The organism is Alteromonas sp. ABH4_454 (assembly GCF_056311775.1).
The window spans coordinates 115,887-137,158 of record NZ_CM149972.1 but is presented as its reverse complement, the minus strand read 5'-3'; the positions used below and the strand labels follow the sequence as shown (position 1 = coordinate 137,158).

Annotated in this window: 18 protein-coding genes; 7 read left to right on the top strand and 11 right to left on the bottom strand. The window is 43.6% G+C overall.

Annotated elements, in window-relative coordinates:
- The first annotated feature begins 3 nt into the window (after positions 1-3).
- On the top strand, positions 4-1,833 hold the full coding sequence (locus ACYX4W_RS00610; RefSeq protein WP_476074381.1) for a putative nucleotidyltransferase substrate binding domain-containing protein: 1,830 nt from the start codon (positions 4-6) through the stop codon (positions 1,831-1,833).
- Positions 1,834-1,838: 5 nt separating this feature from the next.
- On the top strand, positions 1,839-2,525 hold the full coding sequence (locus ACYX4W_RS00605) for a 3'-5' exonuclease (RefSeq protein ID WP_476055731.1): 687 nt from the start codon (positions 1,839-1,841) through the stop codon (positions 2,523-2,525).
- Here the strand turns inward: ACYX4W_RS00605 and ACYX4W_RS00600 are convergent.
- The 3 genes from ACYX4W_RS00600 to ACYX4W_RS00590 all read right to left on the bottom strand — a co-directional run bounded on the left by ACYX4W_RS00600 (position 2,522) and on the right by ACYX4W_RS00590 (position 4,865).
- Positions 2,522-3,505, bottom strand: coding sequence for a GGDEF domain-containing response regulator (locus tag ACYX4W_RS00600; protein ID WP_476074380.1), 984 nt, complete (start codon positions 3,503-3,505; stop codon positions 2,522-2,524). The genes ACYX4W_RS00605 and ACYX4W_RS00600 overlap by 4 nt on opposite strands.
- A gap of 208 nt (positions 3,506-3,713) precedes the next feature.
- Complete coding sequence (locus tag ACYX4W_RS00595) at positions 3,714-4,133, bottom strand: MAPEG family protein (protein ID WP_474804620.1); 420 nt, start codon at positions 4,131-4,133, stop codon at positions 3,714-3,716.
- A 225-nt stretch (positions 4,134-4,358) separates the two neighbouring features.
- The gene (locus ACYX4W_RS00590) at positions 4,359-4,865 is read right to left on the bottom strand and encodes a fasciclin domain-containing protein (RefSeq protein WP_474804623.1); all 507 of its coding nucleotides are present in this window, start codon (positions 4,863-4,865) and stop codon (positions 4,359-4,361) included.
- 318 nt (positions 4,866-5,183) lie between these two features.
- Between ACYX4W_RS00590 and ACYX4W_RS00585 the strand changes: the two genes are divergently transcribed.
- A complete protein-coding gene (locus tag ACYX4W_RS00585) occupies positions 5,184-6,341 on the top strand; it encodes a tetratricopeptide repeat protein (RefSeq protein WP_476074379.1) in 1,158 nt (385 codons plus the stop codon).
- 56 nt (positions 6,342-6,397) lie between these two features.
- Here the strand turns inward: ACYX4W_RS00585 and ACYX4W_RS00580 are convergent, their stop codons facing one another.
- The 6 genes from ACYX4W_RS00580 to ACYX4W_RS00555 form a co-directional block, all read right to left on the bottom strand.
- Entirely contained in the window at positions 6,398-7,237 is an 840-nt protein-coding gene (locus ACYX4W_RS00580) for an isopenicillin N synthase family dioxygenase (protein ID WP_334060271.1), read from the bottom strand.
- A 169-nt stretch (positions 7,238-7,406) separates the two neighbouring features.
- Positions 7,407-8,618: a NupC/NupG family nucleoside CNT transporter gene (locus ACYX4W_RS00575; protein ID WP_476074378.1), complete on the bottom strand. Its 1,212-nt coding sequence runs from the start codon at positions 8,616-8,618 to the stop codon at positions 7,407-7,409.
- Between the two features lie 12 nt (positions 8,619-8,630).
- Positions 8,631-9,254: a uridine kinase gene (gene udk / locus ACYX4W_RS00570; RefSeq protein WP_014950808.1), complete on the bottom strand. Its 624-nt coding sequence runs from the start codon at positions 9,252-9,254 to the stop codon at positions 8,631-8,633.
- A gap of 188 nt (positions 9,255-9,442) precedes the next feature.
- Positions 9,443-9,571, bottom strand: coding sequence for a hypothetical protein (locus ACYX4W_RS00565; protein ID WP_476074377.1), 129 nt, complete (start codon positions 9,569-9,571; stop codon positions 9,443-9,445).
- 10 nt (positions 9,572-9,581) lie between these two features.
- Positions 9,582-10,397, bottom strand: a complete 816-nt coding sequence (locus ACYX4W_RS00560) for a hypothetical protein (RefSeq protein ID WP_476074376.1) — start codon at positions 10,395-10,397, stop codon at positions 9,582-9,584.
- Positions 10,394-11,290 (bottom strand): PhnD/SsuA/transferrin family substrate-binding protein, encoded by an 897-nt coding sequence (locus ACYX4W_RS00555; protein ID WP_476074375.1) that lies wholly within the window; start codon positions 11,288-11,290, stop codon positions 10,394-10,396. The genes ACYX4W_RS00560 and ACYX4W_RS00555 overlap by 4 nt, the downstream gene beginning before the upstream one ends.
- Before the next feature lie 375 nt (positions 11,291-11,665).
- Here ACYX4W_RS00555 and ACYX4W_RS00550 point away from each other — a divergent pair, with 375 nt between their 5' ends.
- Both ACYX4W_RS00550 and ACYX4W_RS00545 read left to right on the top strand, forming a co-directional pair.
- The gene (locus ACYX4W_RS00550) at positions 11,666-14,686 is read left to right on the top strand and encodes a TonB-dependent receptor (RefSeq protein ID WP_476074374.1); all 3,021 of its coding nucleotides are present in this window, start codon (positions 11,666-11,668) and stop codon (positions 14,684-14,686) included.
- Between the two features lie 192 nt (positions 14,687-14,878).
- A complete protein-coding gene (locus ACYX4W_RS00545; RefSeq protein ID WP_474804644.1) occupies positions 14,879-15,562 on the top strand; it encodes a type 1 glutamine amidotransferase domain-containing protein in 684 nt (227 codons plus the stop codon).
- 85 nt (positions 15,563-15,647) lie between these two features.
- Here the strand turns inward: ACYX4W_RS00545 and argR are convergent, their stop codons facing one another.
- The gene (gene argR / locus ACYX4W_RS00540) at positions 15,648-16,112 is read right to left on the bottom strand and encodes a transcriptional regulator ArgR (RefSeq protein WP_179984645.1); all 465 of its coding nucleotides are present in this window, start codon (positions 16,110-16,112) and stop codon (positions 15,648-15,650) included.
- Between the two features lie 237 nt (positions 16,113-16,349).
- Here argR and mdh point away from each other — a divergent pair, with 237 nt between their 5' ends.
- Positions 16,350-17,288 carry a malate dehydrogenase gene (mdh, locus tag ACYX4W_RS00535; protein ID WP_474804648.1) on the top strand — a complete coding sequence of 313 codons (939 nt, stop codon included), beginning with the start codon at positions 16,350-16,352 and terminating at the stop codon, positions 17,286-17,288.
- Positions 17,289-17,669: 381 nt separating this feature from the next.
- Here the strand turns inward: mdh and ppc are convergent, their stop codons facing one another.
- Positions 17,670-20,291, bottom strand: a complete 2,622-nt coding sequence (gene ppc, locus ACYX4W_RS00530; protein ID WP_476074373.1) for a phosphoenolpyruvate carboxylase — start codon at positions 20,289-20,291, stop codon at positions 17,670-17,672.
- A gap of 232 nt (positions 20,292-20,523) precedes the next feature.
- Here ppc and ACYX4W_RS00525 point away from each other — a divergent pair, with 232 nt between their 5' ends.
- Positions 20,524-21,144 (top strand): FKBP-type peptidyl-prolyl cis-trans isomerase, encoded by a 621-nt coding sequence (locus ACYX4W_RS00525; protein ID WP_015068144.1) that lies wholly within the window; start codon positions 20,524-20,526, stop codon positions 21,142-21,144.
- Positions 21,145-21,272: the final 128 nt, after the last annotated feature.

Here is a 21,272-nt window from a genome sequence, read left to right as displayed (position 1 = left end):
TCTATGACTGCGATGGCTAAACAAGTTGAAGACTTTCTTAATACATCCGCACCTTTTGATTTGCTGGATAGCGAGCAAAAGCTTCAGCTAGTAAAACATACTGAACTGGTATACGTAACCGCGGATAACGTCGAGGAACTGCAAAAGGATAAAGTGTCGCTTTTCCTTATCCAAAGCGGGCAGTTTTCCGTCCAAGATTCTGATGCCCCTTTACGCCATTTAAGTGAGGGAGACTACTTCGGCTACATCAATATAATGGAAAAACGTAATTTTCCACTAAGCATAACGGTGGACAGCCCAGGGCTGGTTTATTGTTTTGATGCGCTAGCTGTAGAACCTTTACTTGAAATACCTACCATACGGCATTTTTTTGATGGCCTTAGTAATAACGCTCTGCAAAACCATGCCATAGCAGATAGTAATTCAATGTGGCTTTACAAGGGCCTTTTAGACATTATCGAAAAAGCCCCTGTTTCCGTCGAGGCTCAAACCCCAATCACGGAGGCAGCCCAGTTAATGACATCGCAAAAAGTCTCTTCTTTGCTAGTAACTGAACATGAGAAGCTAATTGGTATCATTACTGACCGCGATTTAAGGTCGAGAGTGGTGGCAGCCTCTTTAGACCCTCATCTTCCGGTTAGCCAAATAATGACAGCTAACCCAGCTCAGATTATGGGTAACAGGACCTTGTTTGACGCTTTAGCGCTGATGACGGAAAAAAACATTCATCACTTGCCTGTTATTGATCACCAAACGCTCGTGCCCCTTGGCATGGTAACCGCAAGCGATATCATTCGTCATCAGCGGGGGAACGTACTCTTCATCATTGGTGAACTGAGCAAAGCCGAGAACCTTTATGAGCTCACGCGCTTGTCGTGGCAACTGCCTCATTACTTTTCAGCTCATGCTAAAAAAGCGGGTGATTACGATATTGCTGGAAAAATATTGTCACAAGCAACCGATATTATGACCAGAAAGCTAATTGGCTTTTTCCAAGAAGCTAACGGTAAAGCTCCCATGATGTTTGCGTGGTTAGTGTATGGTTCACAAGCCCGAGAAGACCAAACCATGGGCTCAGATCAAGACAACGGGCTACTTCTTGCCAAGCAACCTACCGAGGTGCAAGCCGAGTACTTTTCGAATATGGCAGAGTACGTATGCAAAGGGTTAGCGAAGTGCGGCATCAAGCTTTGCGATGGCAATATTATGGCCAGTAATCCTAAGTTGAGACTATCTCTCGATGAGGCGCTCGAAGAAGCTAAACAGTGGGTAAAAGCGCCTACTAAAGATGCCATTATGCACTTCAATATCTTTTTGGATGTGCGGTGTGCCGCTGGTGATGTGGGCCTATTTAAGCAGCTTCAAAAACAGCGCGCCCCTTTAATGCAGCAAAACATGTTCTTAGCAGCCCTTACCAGGCATAGCAATGAAATAGCTGTGCCGCTTTCTATGTTCCAGAAGTTTGTTTATGAGAAAGGAAGAAAAGAAAAAGATGTTATTGACCTAAAGACCCGAGCTGTCGCTTTAATCAATAATATAGCAAGAATCTATGCCTTGGCTGATGGGGTGACTTTACCTAACACGCTCGCACGTCTAGAAGCGTTATCTGCTCGTTCGCAGCTTTCAAAACGGGATGCAACGAATCTTAGCGATATTTGGCTGTTCCTGAATCGTCTGCGCTGGCGTCATCAACTTGAAAACAAAGTTACCGATAATCGCGTTTCCATATCAAGCCTGTCATCAATTGAAAAACATCAGCTTAAAGCTGCTTTTAAAGCCATAGAAAGAACGAATCAAGCTATGGTGATGAAGTTTTCAGGTGGCGTGAGTTAATCGATATGGTTCAACGGTGGATAAAGGCATGCGCACAGGCACTCACGGGTAAAACCAAGCTGAAAAAGCGTCTTCGCGAACTTAGCGTTTACAATACATCATTTACCGCAGTTGATTTAGAACTTACTTCGCTAAACCCTTCAGCAACGCAAATTACTTCTGTGGGTTATGTGAGTGGCAAGGGGGGCCGTATCGATTTATCGACGAGCGGTTATCATGTTATCAACACGACCGCAGACCTAGGGCAAAGCCCTGTGATTCACGGGTTAACCCCTGACATCTTGCAAAAAGGCGAACAATTAGAAGTGGCGCTCGGTGCACTCACGCCTTTATTTCAGCAACACATTCTTATTTTTCACAACGCTAGACTGGACTTAATGGCGTTAAACAAAGCTTTTAAACTGTGCGCTGTACCAAAGTTGGAGGTGGTTTATATTGATACCCTTCAGCTTGCGCTATATCAGCTAAATAAGCAGCATCAGGTTTTGCCAGGTAATAGTGCTACGCTAGGTGTGTGCCGCCAACGCTTAGATCTTCCAGCTTTCAATGAACACAATGCGCTAGATGATGCGTTAGCTACGCTTCAGCTTTTCCTAGCCCAGTTGACGGAATTAAGTGTAGAGAAAGAGGCTACGCTGGACTGTCTGCTTCACACCGGGGCTGTTGGTTGCACTCAGCTAGGCGACAGCTAGAAACTTTTTATCGCTTGTGAAGAACTGGGGCTCAATGCTTTTTTCGTAGGCGCAAGTGAAGGAGATACTAAGCGATTACGCCCGGAAGTTTTAGCTGCATACAGGTTTTTATCCGCTTCCAGCATGACATAATCAATCGTTTTATCATCGTTGGCAGTTTTTATCGCTAAGCCTGCACTCAGTGTTATGCGCCCGTACTCAGACGAACTATGTAGAATGTTGAGGTCGTAAACGGTTTCTAATAGGCGCTCGGCGACAACTACTGCTCCCTCCACATCAGTGTTTGGTAAAATTACTAAAAACTCTTCACCACCAATTCTCACCAATTTATCCATAGGACGAAGGAGTGCATCGTTTATCGTTTTACTAACCTTCCATAAGCAGCTATCACCATCTAAATGTCCATACATATCGTTAAATAGCTTAAAGTGGTCGACATCAAATATAACTAAAGACAATGGGGTGGCATTGCGTTCGCTATCTTTAACTAATCGGGGGAGATAGTCATCCAAATAGTGTCTGTTGTAGGCACCGGTTAGTTTGTCGATATATATTAGTTTTTCTAAGAAATCACTTCTGAGCTTGTGTTGAAGGTGCGACTTTACGCGATTGCGCAGCGTACAAGCATTCACAGGCTTAACTACAAAGTCTACACAACCAGAACCCCAACAACGAGATTCTTCCTCGTCTGTTGATGAAGAGGTAACGAAAATAATAGGTATGTGTTCACAGGATGGCTTTTGTCTAAGCAGCGCTGTGGTCTCGTGCCCATCCATTTCTGGCATGGAGACGTCCATAAGGATTAAGTCTGGCCTGTTATGCTTGCAGTACTCAATGGCTTCCTTTCCTGAGCTTACAGAAAAGCACTCTACTGTTTCTTCGAGTAGGGTTTCTAAAATAAGTCTACTGCTGGCTTGATCGTCGACAATCAATACACTGCAATCAGTTAAAGTCCGATCGCCGACTTGGTCAATGTACACTGGGGCTCCTAAACACATATGTGAGTGTTCAATTAATAAGAATACGCCTGAATTTGGAAAAGAACATTAATCAAAAGTGTAATATTCAAGCGTAGGATTCATTATCACTGTTATCTGCTTCTCTATAAAAACCTTTAACGAATAAAGCACTTTCCATAGGTAAAAGAATACTTCGCTGTATGATATTTGTACAGCGCAAGGGAGCTAGCTAGAATAGCAACTGAAATAACGCGAGCCCATAAACGCCAAGTGTACATAGAGCTCCTACCATATAAAAATAGCTTCTTGGGCTAGGGTTCTTTTCTGTGGCAACAGCATAGTACAGCGCCATATGTATGATACGGCTTAGCGCGAATGCCCATACCAAAATGGCGAGTACATCTGTTTGTGCGCCAAGAAACATGCAAAGCAGGGCGGGCAGCACAAATTGGTGAATATTTTCAAGCGAGTTATGAAAGGTTCTGTGACTTCTAAATACAAAACTATCGTGGCTCAATTCTTCGCTAACTTTACCGGGGATGTAGCGAGACTGTTTTCTATGTGCCACAGCGGCAACAATGTTTTGGACAAAAACCGTTAAGCTAATCACTAATAGACCAGCAATACTGTATGTGTAAACCGTAAACATATGAACTCCTTTTCTAGTCCAAAGGGCAAGGTTAATTATTTGAAGTTCTAATAGCATCGAGACTGATTTGTTTGTTCAACTCACGCGCCTGATAGTGCTAGAACAATAAAAACAGTGTTTCATATGATTTTTTACGGAGAAGTTATTGGGAGAGATCGGTGATGATTTTAAGAAAAGCAAAGATCGACTAAAGGCGATCTTTACTTTTCTTTTTAGAGGAACATCTTATAAAGAGGCTTTTACATCGTTTGGAAGTAATACCGTATCAATAACGTGAATAACACCGTTGCTGGTCATCACATCAGCCTTGATAACCTGAGCATCGTTTATCATGACTTTATTCATAGTAGTAGAGACCATAACTTTACTTCCTTCCACTGTAGTGGCATCAGAAAGCGCAGATACGTCTTTGGCCGTTACTTTGCCGGCTACAACATGATAGGTAAGAATTTTCACAAGTGTTTGTTTGTTTTCTGGCTTAAGCAGCATTTCAATAGTTCCATCAGGTAAAGCTGCAAATGCATCATCGGTTGGCGCGAAAACGGTAAATGGACCATCTCCTTTCAATGTAGTGACTAAATCAGCAGACTTTACGGCAGCAACCAGTGTAGAAAACATGTTATTGCTTGCGGCTGTATCGACAATATCTTTTTGCTCACCTTCAGCGTGGTGACCGGCGAAAACGCTGGTGCTTAAAACAACCAAAAACAACACACTCATTAATTTCTTCATAATCTTTCCTTTAATATGTAAATGGGCTTTGAATGAAATTCACCATCCTTCGTTTTGCCTACTACTAAATGACAGCCAATGAAAGGTACTGAATTGAGAATAGTTACGGCGCTGTTTAATATTTTGATGATTAACTTTGTGTAATGCCGTTAAAGAAACGATTACCATTAATAAGAATGAGGTAACAGAGCAGTGAGTAAGCCCATTTTGATGTTTTTTGCGATAAAAGTACAACTGCATAAGTTGTAAATAAAATGTAAAAAAATGGTTTGGGTGCTATAATTTTAAACTATCGAGTAACTAAAATAGGTGCCTGATATGAATACTCGACTAGTTTTAATTTGGCTACTTTGCTGTTTTCTAAGTGCTTGCCAGTCAACGGATGAGCAAAATATAGCGTCGCCGCCTACCTTATTAAACGATAGCCTTTTTCCGTCGTACCATTTGTTTCCCGTAGAGACCATCGACGAGATTTTTTACTTAGGTGAAGACGCTCAGTTTTTTGCTGAAAAAGCGGTACATAACAAAAGCACTTTGCAGAAAAACGTTAAAGGTTTAGTGAAAGCTATTTTTGACCATTCAGATTACGGCATGCTTTATCGCAATAGTGCGAATACGACAGCAGACACTACGTTTAACAACCGCGCGGCAAACTGCTTATCCCTTTCAATTATGACCTATGCGCTTGCTGAACACGTGGGTTTAGACGCGACCTTCTATGAAGTAGATATTCCAGAGTATTGGACACGAAGAGAAGGGTATAGCCTGCTAAATGGGCATATTAATATGCGCGTCTCAATGCCTGAGGCTAACAACGTAACATCGATTGGAGGCTTATGGGCAGACGTAGACTTTGACCCTCAAATGCTACGCAACTACTTTCCCAGAAAGCCAGTAGCGAAAAACAAAATAGTGTCTATGTACTACAACAACAAAGGTGCAGATGCGTTGGTGGCGAATAGCTACACAAGGGCTTACAGCTACTTTCGTGCCGCTGCTACATTAACGCCTGAATTACAGCAAAGCTGGGTCAACCTTGGCGTTTTATATAGAATGGTTGACGCTTATAAGCAGGCTGAGATGACTTACAAGCACGCACTATCACTAAATGATGAAAACCTCACAGCTTGGGAGAATTTATCCATTCTCTATACTCACCAAGATAGAAACGAAGAAGCAATGCAGATTACACAAATGGTTGAGGCAAAGCGTAAAAATAACCCTTTCTATCATTACATATTAGGGGAACAAGCTTTTGATGCTGGCAAGCTTAACGCTGCAATAGCGCACTACAGAAAAGGGCTAAAGCTTGATAACGCGCGTCACGAGATTTTATTCGGCATGGCCAAAGCGTATCACGAGTTAGGCGATGTTAGCGAAGCGCAACGCTTCTTAGAAAGGGCCGTGAAGCATTCGCCAAACCTACAGGAAAAGCAACGCTATTCTTCTAAATTAGCTACCTTGGCAAGCAACTAAAAAAAAGCCGCAGACTAAGCTGCGGCAAAAGAATAACACTACAAAAGGAACTTAATTTATATAACGCCCAGCTCTCGAAGGCGCTCTTGCAGGTATGACCCTGCAGTATGACGTTCTGAAAGAACAACATCTGGTCTTGGGTGTAAAAACAATGGCAACGAGATACGAGATTTCGTCATGTCAGTGCCATCTGGGTTTACAACCCTATGGGTAGTTGATGGGAAATATCCGCCTGATGCTTCTTGAAGCATGTCGCCAATATTCACAATCAAGTTCCCGAAATCACAAGGAACGTCAATCCAACTACCGTCTTTAGCTTGTACTTGCAATCCTGGCTCGTTGGCTGCTGGTAAGATAGTAATCAAATTAATATCTTCGTGAGCAGCAGCGCGAATCGCATCTACTTCTTCATCACCTTTTAGTGGTGGGTAGTGCAGTATACGCAGCAAGGTCTGATCAGAATCTTTGATCATGTCACCTAGCGGTTGACTGTACTTGTCACTCACCTCTGAAGGAGAGTGCTTTTCTATCCAACCCAATAGCTCTTTCGCTAATGTGTTCGCTTCCTCATAGTACTGAGAAATTTGTGGATGTAGCGCTTCTGGGCACTGCCCCCACGGATAGAAGTGGTAATACTCTTTGATGTCTTTTTTCGTAAAGCCTTTAGCTACCTCAGATACGCTCTGAGGGAAAAATCCGTCTTGTTTACCTTTGTTGTACAGGTAGTCGTTCTTCTCTTCACTATCGAAGAAGCCCTGCCAATTGTCGTAAATACCTTGAACTAATGACTGTTGGATAGGGTGATTTTTCAAAACACCGAACCCTGTCTCGCGAAGTGACTTCACGAATTCTTCTTGTGCGTTTTCCGCTTGGTAATCAACAGCAACTAATTGCATAACTTTATCCCGTATATTTTGACTGCGGCATTATAAAGGTAGACGGGCTACAGAAAAAAGTCGCAGAAATTGACATAAATCAACCCCGCGAGGAATTTGCGCGTAATTTACAGAAACCTGACTAGTTAGTCTAGTTTTTTCTTGACCAACTGGTCTAATTTAATAATCTTTAACCCAGAGAGAGGAAAAAGCCTGCCAGTGCGGCACTCATTAAATTAGATAGCGTAGCTGCGATAACTGCTTTTAATCCTAATCGCGCAATTTCATTTCTGCGTGTTGGTGCCATTACACCAATTCCACCCATCAAGATTGCGATAGAAGAGAAGTTTGCAAAACCACAAAGAGCAAAGGTGATAATGGCCTGAGACGCTTCAGATAGCTGTGCTTGGTTTTCTAAGAAGTTAAGGTAGGCAACGAATTCGTTCACCACCATTTTCTGACCAATAAAGCTGCCTGCAAGTTGTGCTTCTTCCCATGGGACGCCGATTGCCCATGCAAGAGGTTGAAGTACATAACCCAGGATCCCTTCAAACGTTACGTTTTCATAGCCAAATAGCCCTGCTGTCCAGCCAATAAGGCCGTTAAACATGGCAATTAAAGCTATGAAAGCGAGTAGCATAGCGCCTACGTTTAACGCAAGCTGCATGCCTGACGCTGCGCCACTGGCAGCAGCATCAAATACATTAGCGTAGCCGGTATCTTCCGAGTCTACGTCGTGTAAGTCTTCATTTGGTTTACTGGTTTCAGGCAAAATAATTTTTGCCATTAACAAGCCACCTGGCGCAGCCATGAAGCTTGCGGCCAATAGATATTTAAGCTCAACCCCCATGCCAGCATAACCAGCCATGACAGAGCCTGCTATTGATGCCAGGCCGCCTACCATAATGGCAAATAGCTCAGAAGTCGTCATGTGTGGGATGAAAGGACGAACTACCAAAGGCGCTTCGGTTTGACCAACAAAAATGTTGGCAGCAGAGGACATGGATTCTGGGCGACTGGTTCCGAGCGCTTTTTGTAAGAATCCACCGATTACTTTGATGATGACACCCATCACTTTAAGGTGATAGAGCACTGCGATAAGGGCTGAGAAAAAGACAATAACGGGAAGTACGTTAAAAGCGAATATGAATGCTATTGACTTGTCGCCAATAGGGCCAAACAGGAAGTTTATGCCCTCTTGGCTGTAAGCAATAATATTAGCAACAAACTTGGTTGCACTTAACAATACCTCTTTACCTGGTTCAGAATACAGGACAAATGCGCCAACTGATGCTTGAATAGCAAATGCGCCACCAACGGTGCGCCAATTTATACTGCGTTTCGCCGATGATAACGCGAAGGCAATACCCAGAAGGACTGCAATGCCCAGTAAACCTACCATAGTAATGTTTCCTTAAAGAAGCGCTTGCTGAATGTGTGATTTGATCACATCTAATGCAATTTGGTTTTTGCCACCTTGCGTCACTACTACGTCGGCAGTGAAGCGGCTAGGTTCGATAAATTGATGATACATAGGCTTTACAGTTTCTTCGTACTGCTTTGCCACCGACTCAATGCTACGGCCACGTTCTTTCAGGTCTCGCATCATTCGGCGCATCAAACAAATATCAAGAGGAGTGTCGATAAAGATTTTTACGTCATATAGAGGTAATAAATCGGTACGCGCAAGCAACATAATACCTTCAAGTATGATTACCGGTGCGGGGTTTAAGCGCTCCGTTTCAGGTAAACGTGTGTGCGTTTTATAGCAGTAATGCGGATAGTCGATAGGTTGGCCATCACGCAATGCTTGCAGGTGCGCTTTCAATAACTCGTGTTCAAATGCGTTTGGATGATCGTAGTTATTCTTCTCACGCTGTTCCATGGGAAGATGATCTTGGGCGCGATAGTAGTGATCTTCGCGCAGCACTTGAACAGGGCGGCCTTGAGCACTGAAGCCGTTAAACAAATTTTTTGTAAAAAGAGACTTCCCAGAGCCAGAAGCTCCAGAAATGGCAATAATTAGTGGCGATTGCATAGTACTATAAAGCTGGTTTTGTTGGTGCAAAGATACGCGTTTAGGCCTCGCGAATCAATGTTATATTCACAAGTTCTCGCTTTTGGGCGCGGTCTTTGCTAGAACATTATTGTATTTTCAAGGTATTGCGGGCTGTTTTTTAAACTCGCATAAAATACAATAAAGTTCTCCAAGTGGTCAGTTTTTAATTAGTTACCAATAATTTCGATATCCTCTTCTTTTATCGGTGGCAATGCATAAGAGTGTTGCTTTGAACGTGAACCTTCACCCTGAGCACGAGGTGGGTAATACTTCTCTTTTTCTTCAACGTAAGACAAGAACAACTCATCAAGGGCAGTCTCTTATTTCACTTAACGTTTTGTCTAGGTTTGCGTTGAAGTCGGGGCGTTTTCTCTTTGTATGGCCTAACTCAATCAATCGGCCGAAGCATTTATTAGCTAGCGCCATTAACTCACTTGGAACATCTTTATGTGGCGGTAATGGTTGATTGGGATTGGCTATGCAGTATTTAACCAAAGCAGTGTAAAAACAAAGAGGTTTGTTTTGTAAGGTTACTACTTTGTCTTCAATACCGTTTGATATGGTCTTTTCTTGCAGGTTAATTATTAGTTTGGGCTTAGGAGGAACAACGAGTTCTTCAAGGGGAGATTGTTTTCGCTTCTCTTTGTTCGTAAATACAAATAATGGGGCAATAAGAAGTGCGATTAGAACGGCTACCCAGCTAATGCCCACTTCACTTAAAGCATTTCTACTATTAATTGAAATATGTATCGTTTGCTCTGCATTCTTAAAAGTGGAACTATGCACAATTGGGTATTCAGTTAAGTCTGCATTTGTCTGAACGCCCTGAACAGCACTCGCTATGACAGGCAGCGTTTTTTCTTCTATCACTTTATTGAGGCGTTCAAGATAGCGCTCAATTGCATACATATTCGCTGGCGTATTTAGCGTTTCGTTTCCAACATCAAGGAAGGCGCTATCCAAACTTATACGCCTTTCGACGACATCAATAGCTTGATGGATAGAAAGCTGATGTGCAAAGTATTGACCGACTATAGATGCTATTTGCAACAAAATTACCAGTAATAAAAGCGTAGCCGCAATTTTGGAGGGTGACTTCAGATGTAACTTAACTTTACTCATTTGTTACACCCTTCTTCCAACGTAATATTTTTGTAATATGGTCTTGGGTGAGTTGTCGCTATTTCGTAGACAACTGACTGAACTGCGCAGAATAGGTCCGTATTTTGGGTCTGCATCTTTAAATACCATTGCATCCCGCTCACGCTCTCTAAAAGGGGGGCGGTGTAATTCTTAGAAAACGTCTCGGCATCTTCCTCTGCCCAATACGTTGAGATGATATCGACTTCGCCTGCAAGGAGTGCGCGCCTCAATTCCTTGTGAGAGCTGTAATAGACAATGTCGACAATGGTGTCTGTCAGGCCCATATGTTGTAAGACTGTCTTGGGAACTATATGACCAGAACGGCTACTCGGATAGTCTAAAAGGCCAATGCGTTTCCCAAGTAAATACTCTTTACTTAACAATGGTTTTTCTCTAAGCGCTATAAAAAATGCGGGGTAGTCAGGGTGGGCTGCTAGCTTAGTCAAACCATAGATTTTATCTGCACCAAAGGCATCCACGATATTGCTTTTCACCAAGGCTAGGTCAACTACACCGTGGTTTATATATCGAAAGGTATCGTAATCGCTTTGACCAATTACTACTTTAATACTGCTGTATTGGCGTTTTATTGTGCTGTCAGAGCATAATCGTTCGCTAACCATTTTAGCTATGCGACCATCGGTTATATAAGCAGAAAATACATCTTTATTACCCGATAACCCTGTATTGCAGGTTAATATTTGGCCGGTTTGAGGCAGAATGTCATCATAAAACGTAGAGTTTTTATAATAGCTTGCTAGGCCACACGATAGTGCAACTATAGCTAACACAATCCACTTTGCAGAGGTAACAATTCTTAAATCTGTCAAAAAAACGACCAAATGAATTAACGATTTATATGTGGATTTCATCAGTTAAGGTTACTTATTGCAATAGGTAAATTTATTTTAAAGTGGTAAGTTGTTGTTATTAATGAATCTTTTATAGGTAAACCTGATTTTTGTTAAACGCTGTTTATTAGTGTTTGATATGGCAAGAATAGCATCAGCTAATCGCCGTGAATTGACAATAATAACAATAAGTAAATTAACCTGACCATTTGGTCAAGATATTTTTTACAAAGTCAAACGCCTAGGGGAGTTGCTGCTAAATAAAAATGTAAAGTTGTAATAAAATTGACATGAATCTCTATAACAATTTCACCGATTCATATTAATTAAAGGTCGACTAAGGGAAACACCCTACTGCGACCCTAAAAACAAATTTAAACAAAAAGGGAAACACACATGAGAACATCAGCAAAGTTCAGTCGCATTGCGGCTGCGGTTGCGCTGTCAATCGGTTTGTCGTCAACGGCTATGGCCCAGGTTACGTCATCTGAATTGAACGGTAAAATTGTGGGGCCACAAGGTAACCCAGCAGCAGGTACTGTTGTAACAGTCACTCACGTTCCTACGGGCGCAGTTAAAACTGTTACTGTAAACAACGGCGGTACGTTCAGTCTTCGCGGTCTTCGCGTTGGTGGTCCATACACAGTTGTAATCGATTCTGACGAGTTCGCTGATCAAACAATCAATGACGTTTACCTAGAGCTTGGTGAGTCAGCGTCAATTGAGCGTATGCTAGAGCCAGCAGCCCAGTACGAAAATATTGTTGTTACTGGTTCTCAAGTTAGCAGCTTATCTTTCGGCCAAACCGGCCCTGTTGCAAGCTTCGACCTTTCTACTCTTCAAGAAGCGCCTGCTATCAACCGTGACATCACTGACATTGTTCGTATCGACCCACGTATTTACGTAGACGAAGGTGGCAGCAACGGAATTCAGTGTGCGGGTAAAAGCCCACGTTTCAACAGCTTGACTGTTGACGGTGTTCGTATGAACGACCTTTTCGGTCTAAATTCAAACGGCTACCCAACTGAAAGAATGCCTTTCTCTTTCGACGCTATCGCTGGTGTTTCAGTTGAAATTGCACCGTTTGACGTAATCTACGGTGGTTTCTCTGCGTGTAATATTAGTGCTGTAAGTAAAACAGGTACTAACGAAGTTCACGGCTCTGCATTCTATGACTTCGGTAGTGACAGCCTACGTGGTGACTCTCTAGAAGGTGACGACATTACTCTTGGTGGCTATACCGAGAAGCGTTATGGCTTTACTGTTGGTGCCCCACTTATTAAAGATAAATTATTTATCTTCGCAGCATACGAAAAACTTGAAGGCGCTAACACCTTCGACCGCGGCGCAATCGGCTCAGGTGCTATCAATGAAATCAATATAACACAAGACCAAGTTGAGCAAATTCAGGCTATCTCACAAAGCGTATACAACTTCGACGCTGGTACAGTTCCATCAAGCATGGCGAATGAAGATGAGAAGCTTCTTGTTAAATTAGACTGGAACATTAACGATCAGCATCGTTTTGCTTTCACTTATAACTACAATGACGGCAACAACTTCTCTGAATCTGATGGTGATTCTGATGAATTTGAATTCTCAAGCCACTTATATGAGCGTGGTGCTGAGCTTCAATCTTTCATTGGTGTGCTTTACTCAGACTGGACAGATAAATTCTCTACTGAAATCCGTATTGCACGTACAGAGCTAGATAACCTTCAACGTTCAATGTACGGCGATGGAAACCCTGGTGGCAACGACTTCGGTGAGATCAAGATTGAATTGACTAACGCAGATTCTGACGATATCACTGTTTACCTTGGTTCAGACGACAGCCGTCAAGCCAACGACCTTGACTGGGATGCAACCAGTATCATGTTCCGTGGTAACTACTACTTCGATAATGGTCATACCCTAACCTTCGGTTATGAAAATGATAAGTTGGACATATACAACTTATTTGTTCAGCACTCTGAAACGTCAATTACGTTTGAAAGCATTGAAGACTTTGAGAACGGTACCAACGCAGAGATAGAATACGGTTATGCCTATTCAGGTGATTTGAACGACCGTGCGGCAGAGTGGGGTTATACGTCTCACTCAACTTATGCTCAGGACGAGTTCTACCTAACTGACGATCTTAAAGTAGTAGCTGGTCTTCGCTACGATTGGATCACAACGTCTGACCGCCCAGTGGAAAATACCGAATTTACTGAATCTTATGGTTATAGCAACACAGCAAACCTGGATGGTATTGACCTACTTCAACCGCGTGTAGGTCTTAACTACACGCTAAGCGATAGCACAGAGCTTCGCGGTGGCTTTGGCTTGTTCTCAGGTGGTAACCCTAACGTTTGGATGACTAACAATTATCAAAACACAAACGTAACTGGTGGTGAAGTAGAAGGCGAATACGCTAACCTTCTAGACGGTAGTGTTACGTGGGTAAATACTGAAGACGGTGTTACTGCTGGCCCAGGTTACTCTGTACCTTCAGACTTAGATGCTGCTATGGACGCTGGTGAAGGTGATAACTTCGAAAGTAACAACCTTGACCCAGATTTCAAAATGCCTAGTGAGTGGAAAATCTCTGCAGGTATGACGCATATTACAGATGAAGACTACGTATTTAACTTAGATCTATTGGTAAGCATCACGCAAGACCAAGCGATGATTAAATACAAAGGTATTGAAGCGGTTGGTTTAACCGAAGAAGGTTATATCGATTACGATAGAACGGGTTATGGTTCTCTTGAGTTAACTAATTCTGACGAGTCTTCAACTTCATATTCATTAACAGGGACTATGAACAAATCATGGGATAACGGGATCTCAGTTGTTGCAGGCTATAACTACAGCCACGCTGAAGATGTTCAGCCTATGACCAGTTCGGTAGCGTTTTCTAACTACCAGTACAGAGCATTTACTAACCCGAATGAAGAAGTTTCTTCACTTTCAGACTGGAACATTGCTCACCGCTTTACATTGGACTTCCGTTACACCACCGAGCTTATTGATGGTTATGACACTACGTTCTCTGCATTTGCGGTTGCACAGTCTGGCAGACCTTACAGCCTTGTTTATTCAAAAAATGAAGGTAACGCTATCTTTGAATTCACTCCTTACCTAGATAGCGGTAGTGTTCTTCCAATCGGTGCTGAGCGTAATGATGAAGAAAGCCCTTGGTGGACAAAGGTTGATATCGCGGTTCGCCAAGATGTTCCAGCATTCCACAAAGACCACTCAGCACAAGTATTCTTCGTGATTGATAACTTCACAAATATGCTGAATGACGACTGGGGCATTCTTGAAGAAGCATCGTTCAACACTGTTACAATTGGTTCTTCAAACCCAACTCCACGTCAAGGTGATGCATCACTTTGGGAATTACGTTTGGGTGTTAACTACCGCTTCTAAGAAGTAGTAAACACTAACTACAAGTTGTAGTGTTAGGTGCCACTTTCCTTAACAGAAAGTGGCACTTTTTTATGCCTGCGATTTATCTCACACACAAGCCACTAATCGATCACAGTGTTTGCTTATGATCTAAGTCCCTCCACCACACGAATCAATTGGCGTTACATTTTTAAATGCTCGCAAGGAGGGCTTATGACAAAACGTATGCTTATGGTAATGACGTCTCACGAAATTATGGGTGATACGGGGAAGAAAACTGGCATGTGGTTAGAAGAGTTCGCAGCGCCATATTACGCATTTAAAGACCAAGGCTATACGATTACGCTGGCATCACCAATGGGCGGGCAAGTGCCAATTGACCCAAATAGTCTTGCAGAAGACGCAATGACAGACGACGCTATGCGTTATACCAAAGATGAATTGGCACGTAGTGCTATCGCCTCGACTATACCGCTTGAAGATGTGCGTGCAGATGAGTTCGATGCCGTATTTTACCCGGGCGGTCACGGCCCGCTATGGGATCTTTCTGACAACGCGCACTCGATTAAATTAATTGAGGACACAATTGCGGCGAATAAACCTGTTGGTGCAGTGTGCCATGCTCCAATCGTACTTAAGGACGTTAAAACTCCAGATGGCAAATACTTAGTTGATGGCAAACAGGTAACGGGGTTCTCAAACAGCGAAGAAGCAGCAATGGAACTTACTGATGTTGTTCCTTATCTGGTAGAAGATGAACTGGTTAAAAAGGGCGGTAAATATGAAAGTGCTGACGATTTCGCGGTAAAAGTTTTTACTGACGGTTTGTTAGTAACGGGTCAGAACCCACCGTCTTCACGCCCAGCGGCAGACGCGCTTATTAAGTTGCTATCTTAGGATAGCCTTGGGTTATACCCTATTTGGAAACCGCATCTTGTATGCGGTTTCTTGATTTTTGATTGTCGGCTTTTGGTTGCCCTAACTAAACATTTTCAAATAAATCTTCAACGCGTTGTCTTAATTCTTCAATTCTTGTCACATCAGCAGGGGCAATGAAAATAGTGTCATCACCTGCAATAGTGCCTAGTACGCCATCTTTCTTGCTTAACGAATCTAATAAACGGGCAATAAGTTGAGCAGCGCCTGGGCTCGTTCTAATAATGACCATGACATTGTTGTGAACGATATCTAATACCAACTGTTTGAGCGGACTTTTGGCGGTAGGCATACCTAATTCAGGAGGCAAACAGTAAACCATGTCTCCCCGTGCATTTCGGGTTCGTACCGCGCCAAACTTACTTAGCATTCTAGAGATTTTCGATTGGCTGATGTTGTCAAAACCTTGTGCTTTCAAAGCGTCAACAATCTCGCCCTGCGAACCATAATTTTCTGCTTTTAGAATTTCTTTAAAAGCTTTGATGAGTTGCTCTTGTTTTGCGTTTGCCATTAGCGCTCTTTTCTTTTTTAAGTGTTATCGTAAGGAATTCTATTTAGTATGCGCATATTGTGCCGTACAGGTAGACTTTGCGCAATTTCTTTGCATAATCATTCATGATAATGAATATCGAATGAAAATCGCCATAAATAACGTTAATAAGACGATCCGGTGATTGAGTTTTCCCCCGCGTTGCATTAGTGTGACGTTCCGTTTAAATACGTGAAGTAATCCCATAGGAGAAATGGTATGAAAGTAGCCGTGTTAGGTGCTGCCGGTGGTATTGGTCAGGCGCTGTCTTTGTTGTTGAAAACACAATTGCCAGCAGGTTCAGATTTAGCGCTATATGACGTTGCGCCAGTTGTTCCTGGTGTTGCCGTTGATTTGAGCCACATCCCCACTGCGGTAAAAGTAACCGGTCACGGTAAAGATGACCTAGCTGATGCACTTACTGGAGCAGACGTAGTTCTTATTCCAGCGGGTATGCCTCGTAAGCCAGGTATGGATCGTTCTGATCTGTTCAACATCAACGCCGGCATTGTTAAAAACCTAATTGAAGGTGTAGCTGATAACTGCCCGAACGCGTGTGTTGGTATCATCACTAACCCAGTTAACACTACTGTAGCTATTGCAGCTGAAACGCTTAAAGCTAAAGGCGTTTACGACAAGAACAAGCTTTTCGGTGTAACGACACTTGACGTTATCCGTGCTGAAACTTTCGTTGCTGAACTTAAAGGTGTAGACGTATCTTCTGTGCACGTACCGGTAATCGGTGGTCACTCGGGTACAACTATCCTTCCTCTTCTTTCACAAGTTGAAGGCGTAGAGTTTACAGACGAAGAAGTATCTAGCCTAACTACTCGTATCCAGAATGCGGGTACTGAAGTTGTTGAAGCGAAAGCTGGCGGCGGCTCTGCAACCCTTTCAATGGGTCAAGCAGCAGCGCGTTTCTGTCTGTCTCTAGTTGCAGCAATGCAAGGTGAGAACGTTGTTGAGTACACTTACGTACAGACTGACGACAGCGACGACGCAGCATTCTTCGCACACCCAGTACGCCTTGGCGCAAACGGTGTTGTAGAAATCTTGCCATACGGCGAGCTAAGCGCGTTTGAAGAAAAAGCGAAAAACGACATGCTTGAAGGCCTACGTGGCGACATCAAGCTAGGCGTTGATTTCGTAAACGGCTAATAGTGCTTAAAGCGGATGCATTAGCATCCGCTAGAAAAGGCTGGATACGTAAGGCCTACACAGACACGCCGAGCTTCCATCCATGGAGGCTTGGCTGCAGCATCCCTGCTGCAGACAGTCTGTTACGACCTTACGTATCCAGCCTTTTTTGTTGCGTCTTTGTAGGCTTTGCCACGGCATCCTTGGCACAGGAGAGCCTGTTTCTCAAACTCCTGCCAATTCAATCCATTACCGAACATCCTTTGGCACACTCATTATTTGAAAAAGAAGCGAGCCTGTTAAAATCTTATAAAACTCGCTCGCTATAGTTAAGCAATCTGCAAAAAAAAGCCTGCTCAATGAGCAGGCTTCTAGTCACAACGCTAAGCGCTAAATTGGGCTCTAGCCCGTATTACGCATACCAATCGCGATTCCCGCAATGGTAACCATCATTGCACGCTCTAAGCTGGTATTTTGCGACTCATCACCGGCCTTACGGATACGGTCAAGAAGCTCAATTTGCAGGTAATGAAGAGGTTGTAAATACGCAGCGCGAATTTCCATAGACTCTTTACCTTGCGGATCGTTCTTCATAATGTCGTCATCGCCTGTAATAGCTAACAGTGACGAGATGCTCTCTTTAAGCTCGCTACGTAGCGCTTCACCAAAGTGCTTAAGCTCTTTAGGTACAAGGCGCTCATCATAAGCTTCACTAATGCGTGGATCAGCTTTGTGGAACACCATGTCTAGCATAGAAAGACGCGAACGATAGAATGGCCATTCGCTGAACATTTCGTTAACTACTTTCTCGTTTTCAGGGGTCTTCACGCTATCAATAGCGCGCATAACGCCTAGCCAGCTTGGCAGTACTAAACGTGTTTGTGCCCAAGCGAAGATCCACGGTATAGCTCGTAGGCTCTCAATTCCGCCTTGTGGCTTACGCTTAGCTGGGCGGCTACCTAGCGGTAGTTTACCCAACTCTTGCTCTGGAGTAGCCACGCGGAAGTAAGGGACAAACTCTTCATCATGACGTACAGTTGCACGGTAGTTATCGCGACCTTGCGCTGCCATTGCGGTAATAAGCTCGCGCCACTCTTCTTTTGGTGCCGGAGGTGGGAACAACATAGCTTCAATAATGGCGCTGGCGTAAATACCTAGGCTGCGTTTAGCCAGTTTTGGCATACCGAACTTATAGCGAATAGTTTCGCCCTGTTCTGTTACGCGGAATCCGCCTTCTAGTGAGCCAGGAGGTTGTGAGTAAATAGCAGCGTGCGCTGGCAATCCACCACGACCAATCGTACCGCCACGACCGTGGAATAGGGTTAGGCTTACGTCGAATTCTTCTGCAATGGCTACCAGTGCTTCTTGAGACTGATACTGTGCCCAACCCGCAGCCAATGCGCCTGCATCTTTCGCTGAATCAGAATAACCAATCATCACAAACTGACGACCTTTCACGTAACCGCGATACCAGTCGATAGACAGAAGTTTGCGCATTACGTCAGGCGAGTTGTTCAAATCGTCTAGCGTTTCAAATAGTGGTGCTACCGGCATTGGCCAATCTACACCGCTTTCTTGAAGAAGCAGTCTAACCGCCATAACATCTGATGGCTCACTCGCCATAGAGATAATGTAGATACCAAAGCCATGCTTGCTGTGCTTTGCAATGACCTTACAGGTATCCAGCACTTCTTTTACATCGTCAGATGCGTCCCATTGTGCTGGGAATAGCGGACGTTTTGAGCCAAGCTCGCGCAATAAGAATGCTTGCTTGTCGGCTTCGCTCCACTGTGCGTAATCGCCTAAACCTAAATAGCGAGTAAGTTCGCTAAATACGTCTGCGTGACGTTCAGAGTCTTGGCGTACATCAAGGCGTAGAAGGTGAATACCAAATACGCGAGCACGACGAATGGTGTCTAGTAGTAGACCATTAGCAACAACCTGCATACCGCAGTCTAATAGTGACTGATAGCAAAGCATCAACGGCTCGATAAGCTCATCATCGCTTTCTATCCAGTTAGACGTGTCTGGGTTTTTACCTGCAAGATAGTCGGCAATGCCGTCACGAGTAGCAATAAACTTATTAACCAACGGGCGAAGTAGGGCGCGGTACGGTTCGTTTGCATCGCCTACTTGTGCACGTAGTTCTTCGTTGCAATCGTACATCGAAAGTTCTACCTGCAAACGGTCAAGGTCGATTGCGAAAAGCTTAGCCGCGCGTTTTCTTGCCAGCAGCAATACTTGCTCAGTTACTTTCGAAGTAACAAACGGGTTACCGTCTCTGTCTCCACCCATCCAAGAGCTAAATTGTACTGGTGACGAGTCTAGCGGTAGCGATACGTCGTAGTCTTCATTTAAGCGACCATCAAGCTCGCGCATGAAGTCAGGTACCGCTTCCCACAATGAGTTTTCAATGACCGAGAAGCCCCAACGCGCTTCGTCGACGGGAGTCGGGCGAACTGAACGAATTTCTTCAGTGTGCCAAGCTTGCGCTATAAGATCAGCAATGCGGGTTTCGATCTTTTTACGCTCAACATCACTTAACGATTCTTGATGCACAGCCTGCAGGCAGTCCGCTAGCTCTTTATGTTTATGAATAAGTGTACGGCGCGTAACCTCAGTAGGGTGTGCGGTTAATACAAGATCGATGTTTAGTTTTGCAACGGCGTCTTGTACTTTGTCAGCAGTCAGTTCTGCTTTATCTAGGTGTTTAAACAGAGCATCAATAGATGCATCGACATTCATTGCCGCGTTGTATTCTTGCTCGGCAATATTACCTAGGTTCAAGAATTGTGCGAAGGCACGACCAACAGTCAGCAAATCGCTGTCAGACATTGTTTTGAAAGTTTCTTTCAGTTCTTCGCTACAAGTAGCGTCTCCCTGATAAGAAGCTCGGCCGCCTTTACGAATCTTTTCAATACGGTCTAGCCACTCCTGACCTAATTGATTTTTGATTGTTTCACCAAGGGTTTTACCAAGGTATCGAACGGTATCTTTCAGTTCAGCATCATAGTGTGTTTGCATGCTATCCTCCTAAATATATGGGCTAACCATACTGTGTCCTTTGCGACTTGTCTAACCACTTTCGGTTATAATTTACAACATTTTGATACTTTTGCACCCTAGTTAACATTGCTCAAAGCAAGATATTTTGTGGTGTGGTACACTCTTGCACCGGAAAATGCAGAAACATTCTCGCGTTAAGCGTTTTGTTTGAAATTTGTACTGCATTTGTAATTTAATTTCAGGAGTTCTTGTGACTGATACATTCAATACAGTAGAAACCCAAGCAAGTTACGGCATTGGTTTTCAAATGGGTCAACAACTACAATCAAATCCTTTCGACGGACTAGCGATTGACGCTGTTGTAGCTGGCCTTAAAGACGCCTTCGCAGGTCAAGCACCTCAGGTTGATAACGACACTCTACGTGATGCGTTTGGCGAAATTCACAAGCGTATGCAAGCTGCTAAAGAAGAAGCAAGCAAAGCGGTTATTGAAGAAGGCACAAAGTACCTTGAAGAAAACGCAAAGCGTGACGAAGTAACCGTAACTGAATCTGGTCTTCAATATGAAGTTGTTACTGAAGGTGACGGCGAGACTCCAGATGCTTCTAGCACAGTACGTGTTCACTACCACGGTACGCTTATAAACGGTACTACGTTTGATAGCTCTTACGAGCGTGGTCAGCCAGCTGAATTCCCAGTAGGCGGCGTAATCAAAGGTTGGACTGAAGCACTTCAACTTATGAAAGCAGGTTCAAAGTATCGTCTATACGTACCACACGACCTAGCTTACGGTGAGCAAGGTGCTGGCGCAGCTATTGCACCTTACAGCACCCTAATCTTTGACGTAGAACTTCTTGACGTTCTAGGTTAATGATTTCTTCACAGGAGTGCCCAATGGTGCTCCTGTGAATACCAGTACTTTTCTTTGTTTAATCTTTTATTCCTTTCTATCTTCTAACCTATTCCTTTTACTTTTCTAACGCTTTGTTAGTAAACGAA